12 protein-coding genes are annotated in these 13318 nt (G+C 65.9%); 7 read left to right on the forward strand and 5 right to left on the reverse strand.

The window, feature by feature from the left end; genetic code table 11:
- Positions 1-53 precede the first annotated feature (53 nt).
- Together K289_RS0131105 and K289_RS0131110 are read left to right on the forward strand one after the other, a co-directional pair.
- Positions 54-1211 (forward strand): YjgN family protein, encoded by a 1158-nt coding sequence (locus K289_RS0131105; protein WP_027555056.1) that lies wholly within the window; start codon positions 54-56, stop codon positions 1209-1211.
- Positions 1212-1214: 3 nt separating this feature from the next.
- Complete coding sequence (locus K289_RS0131110) at positions 1215-2339, forward strand: M48 family metallopeptidase (RefSeq protein WP_027555057.1); 1125 nt, start codon at positions 1215-1217, stop codon at positions 2337-2339.
- A gap of 14 nt (positions 2340-2353) precedes the next feature.
- Here K289_RS0131110 and upp read toward each other — a convergent pair whose 3' ends face one another.
- Genes upp through K289_RS0131125 form a run of 3 tightly spaced genes read right to left on the reverse strand, consistent with a single transcriptional unit; the run spans position 2354 to position 5542 of the window.
- Positions 2354-2983 carry a uracil phosphoribosyltransferase gene (gene upp, locus K289_RS0131115; RefSeq protein ID WP_027555058.1) on the reverse strand — a complete coding sequence of 210 codons (630 nt, stop codon included), beginning with the start codon at positions 2981-2983 and terminating at the stop codon, positions 2354-2356.
- Positions 2984-3033: 50 nt separating this feature from the next.
- Positions 3034-4278: a URC4/urg3 family protein gene (locus K289_RS0131120; RefSeq protein ID WP_027555059.1), complete on the reverse strand. Its 1245-nt coding sequence runs from the start codon at positions 4276-4278 to the stop codon at positions 3034-3036.
- Between the two features lie 7 nt (positions 4279-4285).
- On the reverse strand, positions 4286-5542 hold the full coding sequence (locus tag K289_RS0131125) for a GTP cyclohydrolase II (protein WP_027555060.1): 1257 nt from the start codon (positions 5540-5542) through the stop codon (positions 4286-4288).
- Between the two features lie 433 nt (positions 5543-5975).
- Between K289_RS0131125 and K289_RS0131130 the strand changes: the two genes are divergently transcribed.
- The 4 genes from K289_RS0131130 to K289_RS0131145 all read left to right on the forward strand — a co-directional run bounded on the left by K289_RS0131130 (position 5976) and on the right by K289_RS0131145 (position 9803).
- A complete protein-coding gene (locus tag K289_RS0131130; protein WP_035686446.1) occupies positions 5976-6953 on the forward strand; it encodes a hydrolase in 978 nt (325 codons plus the stop codon).
- A 79-nt stretch (positions 6954-7032) separates the two neighbouring features.
- Positions 7033-8157, forward strand: coding sequence for a threonine synthase (locus K289_RS0131135; RefSeq protein WP_027555062.1), 1125 nt, complete (start codon positions 7033-7035; stop codon positions 8155-8157).
- A 9-nt stretch (positions 8158-8166) separates the two neighbouring features.
- A complete protein-coding gene (locus tag K289_RS0131140; RefSeq protein WP_027555063.1) occupies positions 8167-8823 on the forward strand; it encodes a transcriptional regulator in 657 nt (218 codons plus the stop codon).
- 179 nt (positions 8824-9002) lie between these two features.
- Complete coding sequence (locus K289_RS0131145; RefSeq protein WP_027555064.1) at positions 9003-9803, forward strand: class I SAM-dependent methyltransferase; 801 nt, start codon at positions 9003-9005, stop codon at positions 9801-9803.
- 200 nt (positions 9804-10003) lie between these two features.
- On the opposite strand, the gene K289_RS0131150 is transcribed toward K289_RS0131145, so the two are convergent.
- Together K289_RS0131150 and K289_RS0131155 are read right to left on the reverse strand one after the other, a co-directional pair.
- Complete coding sequence (locus K289_RS0131150; protein ID WP_027555065.1) at positions 10004-10819, reverse strand: DUF2927 domain-containing protein; 816 nt, start codon at positions 10817-10819, stop codon at positions 10004-10006.
- Between the two features lie 84 nt (positions 10820-10903).
- Positions 10904-11482 carry a L,D-transpeptidase gene (locus tag K289_RS0131155; protein ID WP_027555066.1) on the reverse strand — a complete coding sequence of 193 codons (579 nt, stop codon included), beginning with the start codon at positions 11480-11482 and terminating at the stop codon, positions 10904-10906.
- A 263-nt stretch (positions 11483-11745) separates the two neighbouring features.
- Here K289_RS0131155 and K289_RS0131160 point away from each other — a divergent pair, with 263 nt between their 5' ends.
- Entirely contained in the window at positions 11746-13293 is a 1548-nt protein-coding gene (locus K289_RS0131160; RefSeq protein ID WP_027555067.1) for an acetolactate synthase large subunit, read from the forward strand.
- The last annotated feature ends 25 nt before the right edge of the window (positions 13294-13318 follow it).

The raw sequence follows: 13318 nt of genomic DNA on the forward strand, positions 1-13318 counted from the left end.
AACCTCTGATCTATAGTTTGACCCGATAAAATCCGCATCCCGAGGTTGCCGCCGTGAACGACCTGCAATGGAGCCCCATCGGCCCGCCCCAACCGGTACCGCCGCCGCTGCCGCCCACGCGGGTCGATTTCACCGGCGACCGCACCGAGTTCCGCAAGATGGCGACAAGGGGCGCGGCGCTCGAGCTCGTCACCTTCGGCTTCTACCGGTTCTGGCTGGTCACCGACATCCGGCGGCATCTGTGGTCGAACACATCCATCGACGGGGATGCCGCCGAATACACCGGGCGCGGCAAAGAGCTCCTGATCGGCTTCCTGATCGCGCTCGCGATTCTGGCGCCGATCTATCTCGCCTATTTTCTGGTCGGCATCGAGTTCGAGCGCTGGCGGGGCTTTGCCTCGACGCCGCTGTTCATCAGCTTCTACGCCTTCGGGCAATTCGCGATCTATCGCGCGCGGCGCTATCGCCTGACCCGCACGGTCTGGCGCGGTGTTCGCTTCTGGATGGACGGATCGGGTTGGGCCTATTCGCTCCGCGCCATGCTGTGGGGCCTGCTCGTCTTCCTCACGCTTGGCCTCGCGCTGCCCTGGCGTGAAGCGTCGCTGGAGCGCTACAAGATGCGGCACACCCATTACGGCGATCTCACCGGCGATTTCGAGGGCGACGGCTGGGAGTTCTTCAAGCGCGGCTGGTGGCTGTGGCTGCTGACCCCGATCGCGATCGTCATCTTCCCGCTGGCGCCGTTCCTCTATGCCGAGTTCAAGGCGCGCGAGTGGCGCTGGTGGCTCGCAGGTATCCGCATCGGCGGTGTGCGCGTCAGCTCCTCGCTGCCGCACGATGCGTTCTACGGCCTCTACTGGAAGGTGATCGGCTGGTGGTTGCTGCTCTCGACATTGTTTGGCTTCTATCTCGCCGGCGCCACCGCGCTCGTCGTCAAGCTGAGCGGCCTGCCGGTCGAGCAGGCGCTCGGCCCCGACGGGCCTGCCAAGAACATCCCGATGCTGGTGATGATGGTGATCGGCTATCTCGCCCTGGCGCTCGCCGTCAACATCGTGATGCGCGTCTATCTCCAGCGCGATCTCTGGGTGAAGGTGCTGGAGACCGTCGAGGTGCATGACATCGGCGCGGCGGCGGATGTGCGCGGCAGAGGCGAGCTCGCCAGCGCGCTCGGCGAAGGTTTTGCCGATGGGCTCGATGTCGCAGGATTCTAGGTCGTGAGTGACGTGTCTGCCGAGGCCGCGGCCCAGCCCGGAAATCCGACGATCTTCTTCGACGGCGTCTCGAGCCGCAGGCGGAAGGTCGCGCTGACGTTCGGTGACGCGCTCGAGATCCTCGAAGAGGGCGAAGCGCAGGACCAACAACCGATCTCGCGCTGGGCCTATGCCGACATCCGCCGCGCCGACAGTCCGGCCGGGCTCCTGCGCCTCGCCTGCACCTCCGCGGCGCCGCTGGCGCGGCTCGAGATCCGCGACGCCTCCGTCGCGGCGGAGTTGACCGCGCGATGTACGCGGCTCGATGAGCACCAGACCACGCGCCGCGGCACGGTCAAGATCGTCGGCTGGTCACTCGCCGCCGCGGTCTCGATCGTCTGTGTCGTGCTGTTCGGCGTGCCGCTCGCCGCCGACCGGCTCGCGCCGCTGGTGCCGAAGCCGATCGAGCGGCGGATCGGCGACGCCGCAGAGGTCCAGATGAAGACCATTTTTGGCCGCGGCGCCTGCGACGATCCGGCCGGGCAGGCGGCCTTCGCAAAACTCGTGAACCGCCTGCGCGACGTCGCCGGTCTCGACGAGTCCATGACGGCCGCGGTGCTGCCGACCGGAGTGCCGAATGCCTTCGCGCTGCCGGGCGGCAAGGTCTTCATGCTGAAGGGCCTGCTCGACAAGGCCCAAAGCCCCGACGAGGTTGCGGGCATCCTCGCCCACGAGCTCGGTCACCTTAGGCATCACGACAACATGCGCGGGCTGATCTACAACGGCGGCACCTCGTTCCTGATTGGCCTGTTGTTCGGCGACGTCACCGGTTCGTCCGCCGTGATCTTCGCCTCGCGCAGCGTGGTCGAAGCCTCCTATTCGCGCGAGGCCGAGACCGGCGCCGACACTTTCGCGATCGAGACGATGCACGCACTCGGCCGCTCGCCCAAGCCCGCGGCCGAACTGATGTTCCGCATCACCGGCAAGGAAGGCGGCTCCGGCTTCACGATCCTGTCGAGCCACCCGCTGACCGAGGACCGCCTCGCGCGCATGACCAAGGAAGATCGCCCCGCGAGCGGCCCGCCGCTCCTGACCGACGCGGAGTGGCACGCACTGAAGGGGATTTGCGGCGGAAGCGGGAAGATATGATCTTTCCGCGGCTGCTATCTCGTCCCGTACGCGCGATCGCCGGCATCGCCGAGGCCTGGCAGGATAAAACCGTTCTCGTCGAGGCCTTCGTCGATCGCGGCGGTCCAGATCCGGACGTCCGGGTGCAATCCGCGAACGCGCTCGAGTCCTTCGGGGGCGGCGATCAGGCAGGCGAGACGGATGTCCTTCGCGCCGCGCTCCTTGAGCCGGTCGATTGCGGCGACGGCAGTGTTGGCGGTCGCGACCACCGGCGTCACCACGATCGCAAGCCGCTCGCTGAGGTCGGACGGCGATTTGAAGAAATACTCGACCGCGGCGAAGGTGTTGGGCTCGCGGTAGAGCCCGATATGCGCGACGCGCGCCGTCGGCACCAGATCCATCATGCCGTCGACGAAGGTCGTGCCGGCGCGCAGCACCGGAACGAACACCAGCTTCTTGCCGGCGATCTTGGCCGAGTGCATGCGCGCAAGCGGCGTGTCGACGACGACGTCCGCAAGCGGCAGGTCGCGCGTCACCTCATAACACAGGAGCATGCCGATCTCCTTGACGAGCTCGCGGAACGACTTGGTCGAGATGGATTTGTCGCGCACCAGGGTCAGCTTGTGCTGGACCAGGGGATGATCGACGATCGTGACGCCTTCCATGAGGGGATGCTCCTGAAAATGATCGATGCGCAATGCGTTCGGATCATGCGTTAGAAAACAGTGCCGTCGCTGATCACCTTGAGCGGCGGCGCGCCGTCGGGACGGCGCGCGAAGGCAATGGCCCGGCCCGCAGCCCACGTGCCGCCTTCCAGAATGCTTGCAAGCGGGAGTGATTCCGGACTGCGGCCGAGTTTTTCGCGCACGCGCTCTGCAAGCCGATCCAGCAGCGAGACGGTGAGCGCGCGCCATTCCACGACGAGCAGGGAATCCACCGCATGCGCGCGCTCGGCGTCAGCGGTATCGCGCAGGCGCAGCACCTCGTGATCGACGAACAGGCCGCCATTGCGGTATTCGGCAAGCCCGGTCAGGCCATCGATGTCGGTCACCTCAAGGCCGGCGCGCTGCAGCGGCTCGATCAGCGAATAGCTCAGCCATTGCGACAGCTTGTGCAGGGGGACGAGGCCCGCGGTCGCATCGTCAGATGCGATCGCCGGATGACGCCAGCAATCACCGAGCGGAATCCCCGCAAGCTCGAGTCGCGACGGCCAGATCGGCCCGAGCTGGTTCAGCACCTCGGACAGGATCGTGGGAGCAGCGATCGCGCCATTGTTCGCCTGCGCCGCGAGGCGATCGAACAGGCCTCCGGGCCGCGGCGTATCGCGCAAGCCAAAGATCTCCGGGTGCCCCGCTACCAGCCCGCCGAGCCGCCGCAGCAGATCCGCGCGGCCCTCCAGACCCAGCAGCGGATTTGCATCGCTCGCCTGAAAGCCCGACGTAAGCGAAGCAAGCGGCAGCGCCGCGATCACATCCGCATCGACCCTGAAGGGAGCCCGTGCGTCGCCGGAAAAGGCGCCGCTTGCGAACATGTCGAGACTTGCGATCGCGAGCCCCTCGGACCGGCCGATGCTCTGTCCTGTCAGAGTGTCGCGATATCGCCACGTTGCGCCCGCGCCGGCATCGAGCAGCACGCTGACGATGGCCAGATCAAACTCGGCGCGCGCACGCGCTGCGCGATCCGGCCAAGCGGCGGCATCGGCAAGGCGCGCCCAGCGGTCGATACCGCCGAGCACGAAATGCCGCCACCGCGCGTGGAACGGGATATCGAGCGTCGGATAGGCCCTGCGCGTGACCGCGACCACGGCCTCCGCAACGCCATCCATGCGATCGAGATCGATCGTGAAGTGCGTAAGCCCGTTGCCAAGGCCGAGCTCGAGCATCTGTCCGGCACGCGCGCGCACCGCTTCTGCGGTGAGCAGCGAACGGGCCTGTTGTTCTGTCGCCGTGGCGTCCGCCATCACGGTATCAGTATTTCTCCAGCGAACGCCCGACCACGCCATTGACGTCGTCTTCGGGCGCAACGTCGGTCGAGTAATATCCGGCGGCCTTCTTCGCGGCGATCTCGACATAGGCGTCGGCCGGAATCAGCTCCGGCGGGATCGGCACGCGCTCGACGATGTCGATGCCCTGCGAGGTGAGAGCGTCGTATTTCATGTCGCTCATCGACAGGAAGCGGTCGATGCGCTTTAAGCCCAGCCAGTGGATCGTATCAGGCATCAGCTGCTGGAAGCGCGCGTCCTGGACGCCGGCGACGCATTCGGTGCGCTCGAAATAGGCCGCGGCCGCATCGCCATCCTCCTGGCGCTTGCGCGCGTTGTAGACCAGGAATTTCGTGACCTCGCCGAGTGCGCGGCCTTCCTTGCGGTTGTAGACGACGAGCCCGAGCCCGCCCTCCTGCGCGCCGCGTGCGGATTCCTCGATGCCGTGAATGAGATAGGGCCGGCAGGTGCAGATGTCGGAGCCGAACACGTCGGAGCCGTTGCACTCGTCGTGCACGCGGCAGGTGATCCTGGTGCGGTGGTCCGGCAGCTTGCCGACATCGCCGAACAGATAGACGGTGGTGCCGCCGATCGGCGGCAGGAACACCTTCATGTCCGGCCGCGTCACCAGTTCGGGGAACATGCCGGCGGTCTGCTCGAACAGCGTCCGCCGCAGCTCGGTCTCGCCGGTGCCGAAGCGCGCTGCAAGGCCCGGCAGATACCAGACCGGATCGATCGCGATCTTCACCACTGACACGCTGCCATTGGCGTGCACGACCTCGCCGTCGGCGCGCAGGCGCTTTGCGGCCAGCGCGTCGCGGATCTCCGGCAGGTCGAGCCGCGCGCGCGTCACTGCGATGCTCGGCCTGATGTCGGCGCCCTCGGCGATCTCCTGGCGGAAATTCTCGGCGACGAGATGGCCCCAGGGATCGAGCGCGACGATCTTGGTCGGATCGCTCCATTGCGGGAACGGCCCGATGGTTGCCGCCGGAAAGGTGTTGGTGAGATCAGGACGCCGGATCGGATCGAGCGCGCCCGCGGAAACGGCGAGCGCCCGGTACACCGCATAGGATCCGCCATGGCTGCCGATCACGTTGCGATCCTGCGAGCGCGACACTGTGCCGATGATCGGCCCGCGCTCGCGCGCGTCCGCGGCGCCCCAGTGGATCGGAAAGGCCGCCTTCCTGCCCGGCTCCGGATGGGAGGTGAGGCGGATGTGGTCGGTACGGTTCGCTCGGCTCATGACCAAACTCCCAAAAAGCCAACGGCCCGCCTGTCCGACGGGCCTGGCTCAGTCGCGCTGCCGATACACCGGCGACGCGCCTAATCTTTCATATTGTAGCGGCGAGCCACGACGGACAAGTTAATCGTTCTGTGTGACGCTACCGTTCATTTCCAACACCAGACATATAGGTACTCGTGGCTCTCGGCTGAATGCTGCGGCCGGGGCCTGCGCGATACTTTGGCTTGCAGTGGGTGTCTTGATTATCTAGTTGAAAATACTTACGTTTATTTGGTTTTATCCGGAGCGCTAGGCGCTGCATTGCGCAGGTCCTTTGGACCATGTGAGCTACGCCCGACGCCGGAGCGGGTCGCGATCCCGATGCGCGCCAACCGTCCGACACAATTCAGTCGTCGTCTCCCGGTTAGGTTGATTTATAGGATCGGGGGCAACCTTGTCGTACAGAACGTTTTGGGCCTGCGCTGTCGTGCTCTGCTGCCTGGCCTCGACGGCGCGTGCTGCCGGCATCCAGCTCCTCAACTCCGATCCCGCTTTGTCGGGCGCCATCTGGTACCCTTGCGCCGGCGAGCCCGCGCACATCGCGCTCGGGAATCTGGATGTGGGCGCTGATTTCGGCCTGACCGGCGTGAAGGACTGCCCGGTCACCGGCGCGAAGCTGCCGCTTATCTTGTTCTCCCACGGCCGCGGCGGCTGGTTCGGCCAGCATCACGACACCGTGGAAGCATTGGCTGATGCCGGCTTCGTCGTCGCCGCGATCAATCATCCCGGCGACAGTTTTGGCAACTCCGCCCAGCGTGACGATCTCTCCGTCTTTGCCTCGCGTCCGGTCGACATCGTTCGCCTGCTCGATTTCGTCCTGCACGACTGGAAGGACAGGGCCGTGATCGATCCCGCAAAGGTCGGCTTCTTCGGCTTCTCCAAGGGCGGCTATACCGGCCTGGTCCTGATGGGAGCCGCGCCGGATTTCGCGAGGTTGGTCGAATTCTGCCAGGACAAGACGGGAGCTTGCGCAGAGCTCCGTGGCGGGGCGGCCGCGCCGCACCCGCCTCAAGATGCGCGCATCCGGGCCGCCGTGATCGTCGATCCCTCGACCGGAGTATTGTTTACGCGCGACACTCTCGCCGCCATCACTATCCCTCTGCAGTATTGGCGATCCGAGCGAGGGGGCCCGGGTGTCGGCGATGGTTCGGGCACCGCACGCATCGCCGAAATTCTGCCGAGCGAGCGTGAATTTCATGCCGTGCCGGCCGGCCACTTTGCCTTCCTCGCGCCCTGCTCGCCGGAGCTCGCGGCTGCGATCCCGCGCATCTGCACCGACAACCCGGCGGATTTCGACAGGGCCGCGTTCCATCGCGACTTCAACGCGAACGTCGCGCGGTTCTTCCGCGAGCATCTCGCAGCCGTGCCGTGATCCGCACCGTCTAGCGATCTCGACAAAACGTCCAATTTCAGACATATAGTCCAGACCGGCCTTCGCCCAGGAGAACGCCATGTCTGCCAGCTACATCGACCCGCGCAACGGAAAGCTCTATCCGCTGGACCAGCCGCGCTGGTGCTCGGACGAGCGCACGCCGCTCTTGGTCACGCCGGGGGCCGGCATGTCGCGCGAGGACATCGACAGCCGCACGCGCTCGCTCTGGCGCTACCGGGCGGCGCTGCCGGTCGAGATCAAAAACCCGATTACGCTCGGCGAAGGTTGCACGCCGCTGGTGCAGCAGGCCTGGGGCGACCTGCGCCCGTTCTTCAAGCTCGAATGGTTCAACCCGACCGGCAGCTTCAAGGACAGGGGCTCGGCGGTGCTGCTGTCCTTCTTGCGGCAGATCGGTGTCGACGCCATTCTGGAGGACAGCTCCGGCAATGGCGGCTCGTCCATGGCCGGGCTCGGTGCTGCCGGCGGGATGCGCGTGAAGATCCTGGCGCCGGCCTCGACGTCGCCCGCGAAGATCGCGCAGGTGCGCGCCTATGGCGCCAAGGTGCAGCTCGTCGAGGGCTCGCGCGAGGAATCGGAGGCCGAGGCCATCCGGCAGTCGAACCAGACCTTCTATGCCAGCCACAACTGGCAGCCGTTTTTTCTCGAAGGCACCAAATCGTTCGCCCATGAAATCTGGGAGGATCTCGGTTTTCGCGCGCCCGACAACGTCATCGTTCCCGTGGGTGCCGGCAGCAGCCTGCTCGGTTGCGCCTTCGGCTTCCGCGAGCTGCTCAAGGCCGGCCAGATCGCAAAACTGCCGCGCCTGTTCGCAGCGCAGCCGCTGAACTGCTCGCCGATCGATGCGAGCTTTCAGGCCGGCATCGATACGCAGGTCGCCCGCGAGGTGCACAAGACCATCGCCGAAGGCACCGCGATCAAGCATCCCCTGCGCCTGCGCGAGATCATCGGCGCATTGCGCGAGAGCGGCGGCGGCACCGTGGCGCTCGCCGAGGAGGAGATCGTCGCCGCCCTGCGGCGGCTGGCGCGGCAGGGACTGTTCGCCGAGCCCACCAGCGCAAGCGCGGCCGCAGCGTTGGACAAGCTCTCTAGTAGCGGAGCGATCAAGGCGAGCGAGACCACGGTGGTGGTCCTCACCGGCACGGGCCTGAAGGCCGCAACCACCGTTGCCGATCTCGTGCAGTAGGACCGCGCGATGAGCCGTCGCAAGTCCGTTCCGAGTTCGAGCAAGGCCGGCGCGGATCGCAAGGTGCTGTTCGATCAATTGCAGCAGATCGCCAAGGGGTTGGGGGACACTTTCGCGCCGTTCTGCGAAGTCGTCCTCCACGATCTCACCCATCCCAAGAACGCGATCCTCGCCATTCACAACAACCTGTCGGGACGCAAGGTCGGCCAACCCGCGACCGAGCTTGGTCTCGCCCGCATCGCCGATCCCGATTACGCGCAGGTGATCGCGAACTACGCCAACTCGTTTTCGGACGGCAGGCAGGCCAAGAGCACCTCCATCGGCATCAAGGACGCGGATGGGGACTACGTCGCCGCGCTCTGCCTGAATGTCGACCTGACGCTGTTCCAGGGCCTGCAAAGCGCCATCGGCCAGTTCATCAAGGTTGATGCACAAAACAGTCCGCGCGAGATGCTCAGCCCCGTCGGCGCCGACGCCATCCGGGAGCATATCGACCGGTTCGCCGCGCGCCGCGCCACTACGCCGCGCGCGCTCACCACGGAAGACCGCCGCATTCTGCTGCGTGAATTGCGAGAGGCCGGTTGCATGCAGGTGCGCCGTTCCTCGGAGATCATCGCGGCCCATCTCGGCGTCTCGCGCGCCACGGTGTACGCCGATGCCCGGTGATGCGGCCGGCTGACAACTGCGCAATCGCGGTCGGAGGGCGTTTCGATTTTTTGCCTCGCAGATCGCTGATGCGGCTGCCCGGTCGCGTTCTTGGGACTTTGATCGCAGGCGCGCGTTGAACCTTCGGCATCTGTCGTCATCCTCATAATGACGGAGTTCGAGCGAAGGGAGAGAGTTCCATGAACGACCCGTTTTCAGGTTTCAAGGCGATCCAGAAGGAAGCCTGGTCGCTGTTCACGCCGATGGAGGTGTTCACGACGCCGAGCGCGGCCAAGCTGGTCAATTTTGCCGGCGTGGCCGCCGGTCAAAGGCTGCTCGACGTCGGATGCGGCACCGGGGTCGTTGCGATCACGGCGGCGCGCCGTGGCGCGAAGGTGAGGGGTCTCGACCTGTCGCCGGTCCTCATCGAGCGCGCCCGGGAGCATGCGCAGCTCGTGAACCTCGATGTCGATTTCAGGGATGGCGACGCCGAGAATTTGCCCTACGGCGACGGTGAATTCGACGTGGTCCTCAGCCAGTTCGGCCACATGTTCGCGCCGCGTCCCGACGTCGCCATCGCCGAGATGCTGCGCGTGCTGAAGCCCGGCGGCACCATTGCCTTCTCAACCTGGCCGCCGCATCTCTATGTCGGGCGGATGTTCACGCTGGTGGCGCGCCATGTGCCGCCGCCCGAGGGGGTGGCCTCGCCGGTGCTGTGGGGCGATCCCAAGATCATCACTGACCGCCTCGCGGGCAAGGTGAAGGCTCTCTCCTTCGAGATGGACATGATGACGCCGTCCGCGCTCAGCCCGCAGCACTTCCGCCGCACCATGGAATCCACCATCGGGCCCCTGATCAGGCTCGTCGTCCAATACAAGGACGAACCGGACAAGCTGCGCAGCTACCGCGCCGAGTTCGACGCGCTGATCTCGGAGTATTTCGACCGCAGCAACAACGTGATGCGCCAGCAGTTCCTGATGACGAAGGCAAGGAAGGTGTGAGGACGCGATCGCGGCTGCTTGCCCTTCTCCCCTTGTGGGAGAAGGTGGCGCGCTTTGGAGCGCAATTGCGCTTCTGAGCGCGCCGGATGAGGGGTCGCTTCAGCGAATTCAAATGCGAGAGGATTACTCGCGCAGAGAGACCCCTCACCCGCCTCGCTTCGCGAGGCCCCCTCTCCCACAACGGGAGAGGGGGAGATCGTTCACTCCTTCAGATCGTTCACCTGTCTCACCCAGGCCCGCACATCGGCGAGCACGTCGGGCAGCAGCGCCTTGACCTCCTGCACGGTCATGCCGGGCTTGATGCGGGGATCGTAGAGCAGGTTGAGGATGTACTGGTCGTAGACGTCGAAATAGCCCATCGAGACGTTGTCGTTGAACATGGTCCAGGGCACGCTTGCGGTGTCGTTGATCGGACCGAGCGACTGCAACACCTCCTCATAGGCGCAGTCGAGGAACGTGAAATCGCCGTTATCGACGGTGAGGATGACGTCGGAGTGCTCGATCTCGTAATTGTCGTTCTTGCGGAAGCCGGACAGGCACTGCGGATCGAGCGAGGAGCGGATCTCGCGCGCCTTCTCAGCGCCGTAGAAGCTGGCGATGGTCCGGTAGAGGTCGCGGTCGCGCACGAGCTTGACGCGCACGTTCGCCGCCTCGCTGGTGTCGGTCATGGCGATGTCGAGATGCTGCACGCGGGCGCCGATGTCGTCCACGATCCTGGCAAGCTGCGCCTTGCGGTCGGCGCGGTCGCTCTCGGCGTAGACGCGCACCGGCCCGTCGAACTTGCGGATGCGGTCGACGCGGCCGGCGAGGTGGTATTCGGCGCCGAAGGCGGTCTTGAAAAAGCCCTCGACGATCTCGGCATCGGTGAAGCTCTTCTTCTCGGCGCGCTGGCGCGAGGCGATCGCGGGCAGTTCGGCCGCGGCGGCGATGGTAGCGATGTCACCGACGAACGCGAGGGCTGCGAGCGCCACGAGGGCGATGCGAGTGACAGGCGAAGGCGGAACGGATGCGCTCATCGTTGCCCGACGCTGCCGTATTCGCAAGCCGGGCACAAGACCGCAAATTCACGCGCCCGCACGGTTCCCGCCGCGCAGCTCCGCCTAGTTGTTCAGCACCACCACGGTGGTGCCGACCGAGACGCGGCCATAGAGGTCGGTGACGTCGTCATTGGTCATGCGGAAGCAGCCGGAGGAGACGGCCTGACCGATCGTCTCCGGCTCGTTCGACCCGTGGATGCGGTAAAGCGTCGAGCCCAGATACATGGCGCGCGCGCCGAGCGGGTTCTCGATGCCGCCCCTCATGTGGCGCGGCAGGTCCGGACGGCGCGCCAGCATCTGCGACGGCGGCGTCCAATCCGGCCACTCCTTCTTGGCGGTGATCCTGTGCACCCCGCCCCAGCGGAAGCCGTCGCGGCCAACGCCGATGCCATAGCGCAGCGCCTGGCCGTTCGGCAGCACCAGGTATAGCCGCCGCTCGGCGGTGTTCACCACGATCGTGCCGGGTGCGTAGGTCCCGGTATAGGTGACGGTGGTGCGGGAGATCGCGCTCACGCCGGTGCGGAAGAAGTTCGGGCCGCCGCCCATGATGTCGCGGGTGTCGAACCCTTCCGCGAACGCGCCGCTGACCCCGGCCGTCAGGAGTGCGATGGCTGAAATTGGCGCGGCAAAAATCCGGATCATGGTTTCCCCCAGAAAAAAACGATTCAACGAAAGCCACAGGCCATATTTGCGCCCGTTCCGCAAGCCACGGCCCCGTGAGCGGACCATCCTTAACGATTGGCGTTGCCAAATCGCAACCCGCGCCAATTTGCCGAAAAGCGTTAGCCAAGACGATGCGTCGTTGCGCGGGGCAGGGCCGCGATGCCCGCTATTGCTTTGACGAGGCGCGCGAACAATGATTGATCGGAATGGAACGCTTTGAAATTGCCGGCTGGAGCTGAATGATGAACGGTGCGGAAAGTCTGGTACGGACGCTGGTCAAGGGCGGGGTTGACATCTGCTTCACCAATCCCGGCACGTCCGAGATGCACTTTGTCGCGGCGCTGGACCGTGTGCCGGGCATGCGCTGCGTGCTCGGCCTGTTCGAAGGCGTGGTGACGGGAGCGGCCGACGGCTATTTCCGCATGAAGGGCACGCCGGCCTCGACACTGCTGCATCTCGGCCCCGGCCTCGCCAACGGCCTTGCCAACCTGCACAACGCCAAGAAGGCGAATTCCGGCATCGTCAATATCGTCGGCCAGCATGCCACCTACCATATCGGCTACAACGCACCGCTGACCTCCGACATCGAGGGCCTGGCCCGGCCGATGTCGTCCTGGGTTCGCACCTCGCCGGACTCCAAATCGGTTGCCGCCGACGGCGCCGCGGCCATTGCTGCCGCCAGAAGCGCGCCGCCGCAGATCGCGACGCTGATCCTGCCCGCCGATACCGCCTGGAACGAGGCCGACGGCATCGCCGAGGTACCGGCCGAGAAGCAGCGGGCGAGCTACTCGCCGCAGGCGGTCGAGCACGCCGCGAGGATCCTGCACGGCGATGGCGAGGGCACGCTGCTGCTGATGACCGGCAGCGCGCTGAGCGAGCACGGACTGGCACTGGCCCAGCGCATCGCCGGCAGGACCGGTTGCTCCGTGATGGGCCCGACCTTCCGTCCCAAGATGGCGCGCGGCCGCGGCCGCTTCTCGATCGATCGAATCCATTACGTGATCGAGCAGGCGCTGCCGATGCTGGCGAAGTTCCGTCACATCGTGCTGGTCGAGGCCGACGATCCCGTGGCCTTCTTCGCCTATCCGAACAAGCCGAGCATGCTCAAGCCCGAGGGCTGCGACGTCCATCGCATGACCTCCTGGGGCGAGAACTCGGTCGCGGCGCTGGAGGCGCTTGCCGGCGCGCTGCATGCAAGCGCCAAGGATGTCAGGCCGCAGGCGCTGCAGGAACTGGTCAAGCCGACCGGCGCGCTGAACTTCGCCTCGATCGCGCAGGCGATCGCCTGCGCAATTCCGGAGAATGCGATCCTGGTCGATGAATCCCTGACCACCGGCCGCGGCTTCTTCCCGCCGACGGCGGCCGCCGCTCCGCATGATTGGCTCCAGAACATGGGCGGCTCGATCGGCTTCTCGACGCCGCTGTCGATCGGAGCCGCGATCGCCTGTCCGGACCGCAAGGTGATCTGCATGGTCGGCGACGGCAGCGCGATGTACACGATCCAGTCGTTGTGGACGCAGGCTCGCGAGAATCTGAACATCGTGACCATCGTGTTCGCCAACCGCATCTATCAGATCCTGCGCGGCGAGTTCGACAATGTCGGCGCGGGCGAGCCCGGCCAGCGTGCGAACGACATGCTCAGGCTCGACCGGCCGACCCTGGATTTCGTGGCGATGGCGAAGGGCATGGGCGTGCCCGGCCGCGCCGTGACCAACGCCGACGAGTTCAACAAGGCGCTGGCCGAAGCCGTCGCCGAGCCGGGGCCTCGGCTGATCGAAGTGCAGATGTAGGGTGCACGCGAAAGGGGGCGCCTGG

Source organism: Bradyrhizobium sp. Cp5.3 (genome assembly GCF_000426265.1).
In the GTDB taxonomy this organism is placed as follows: Bacteria; Pseudomonadota; Alphaproteobacteria; order Rhizobiales; family Xanthobacteraceae; genus Bradyrhizobium; species Bradyrhizobium neotropicale.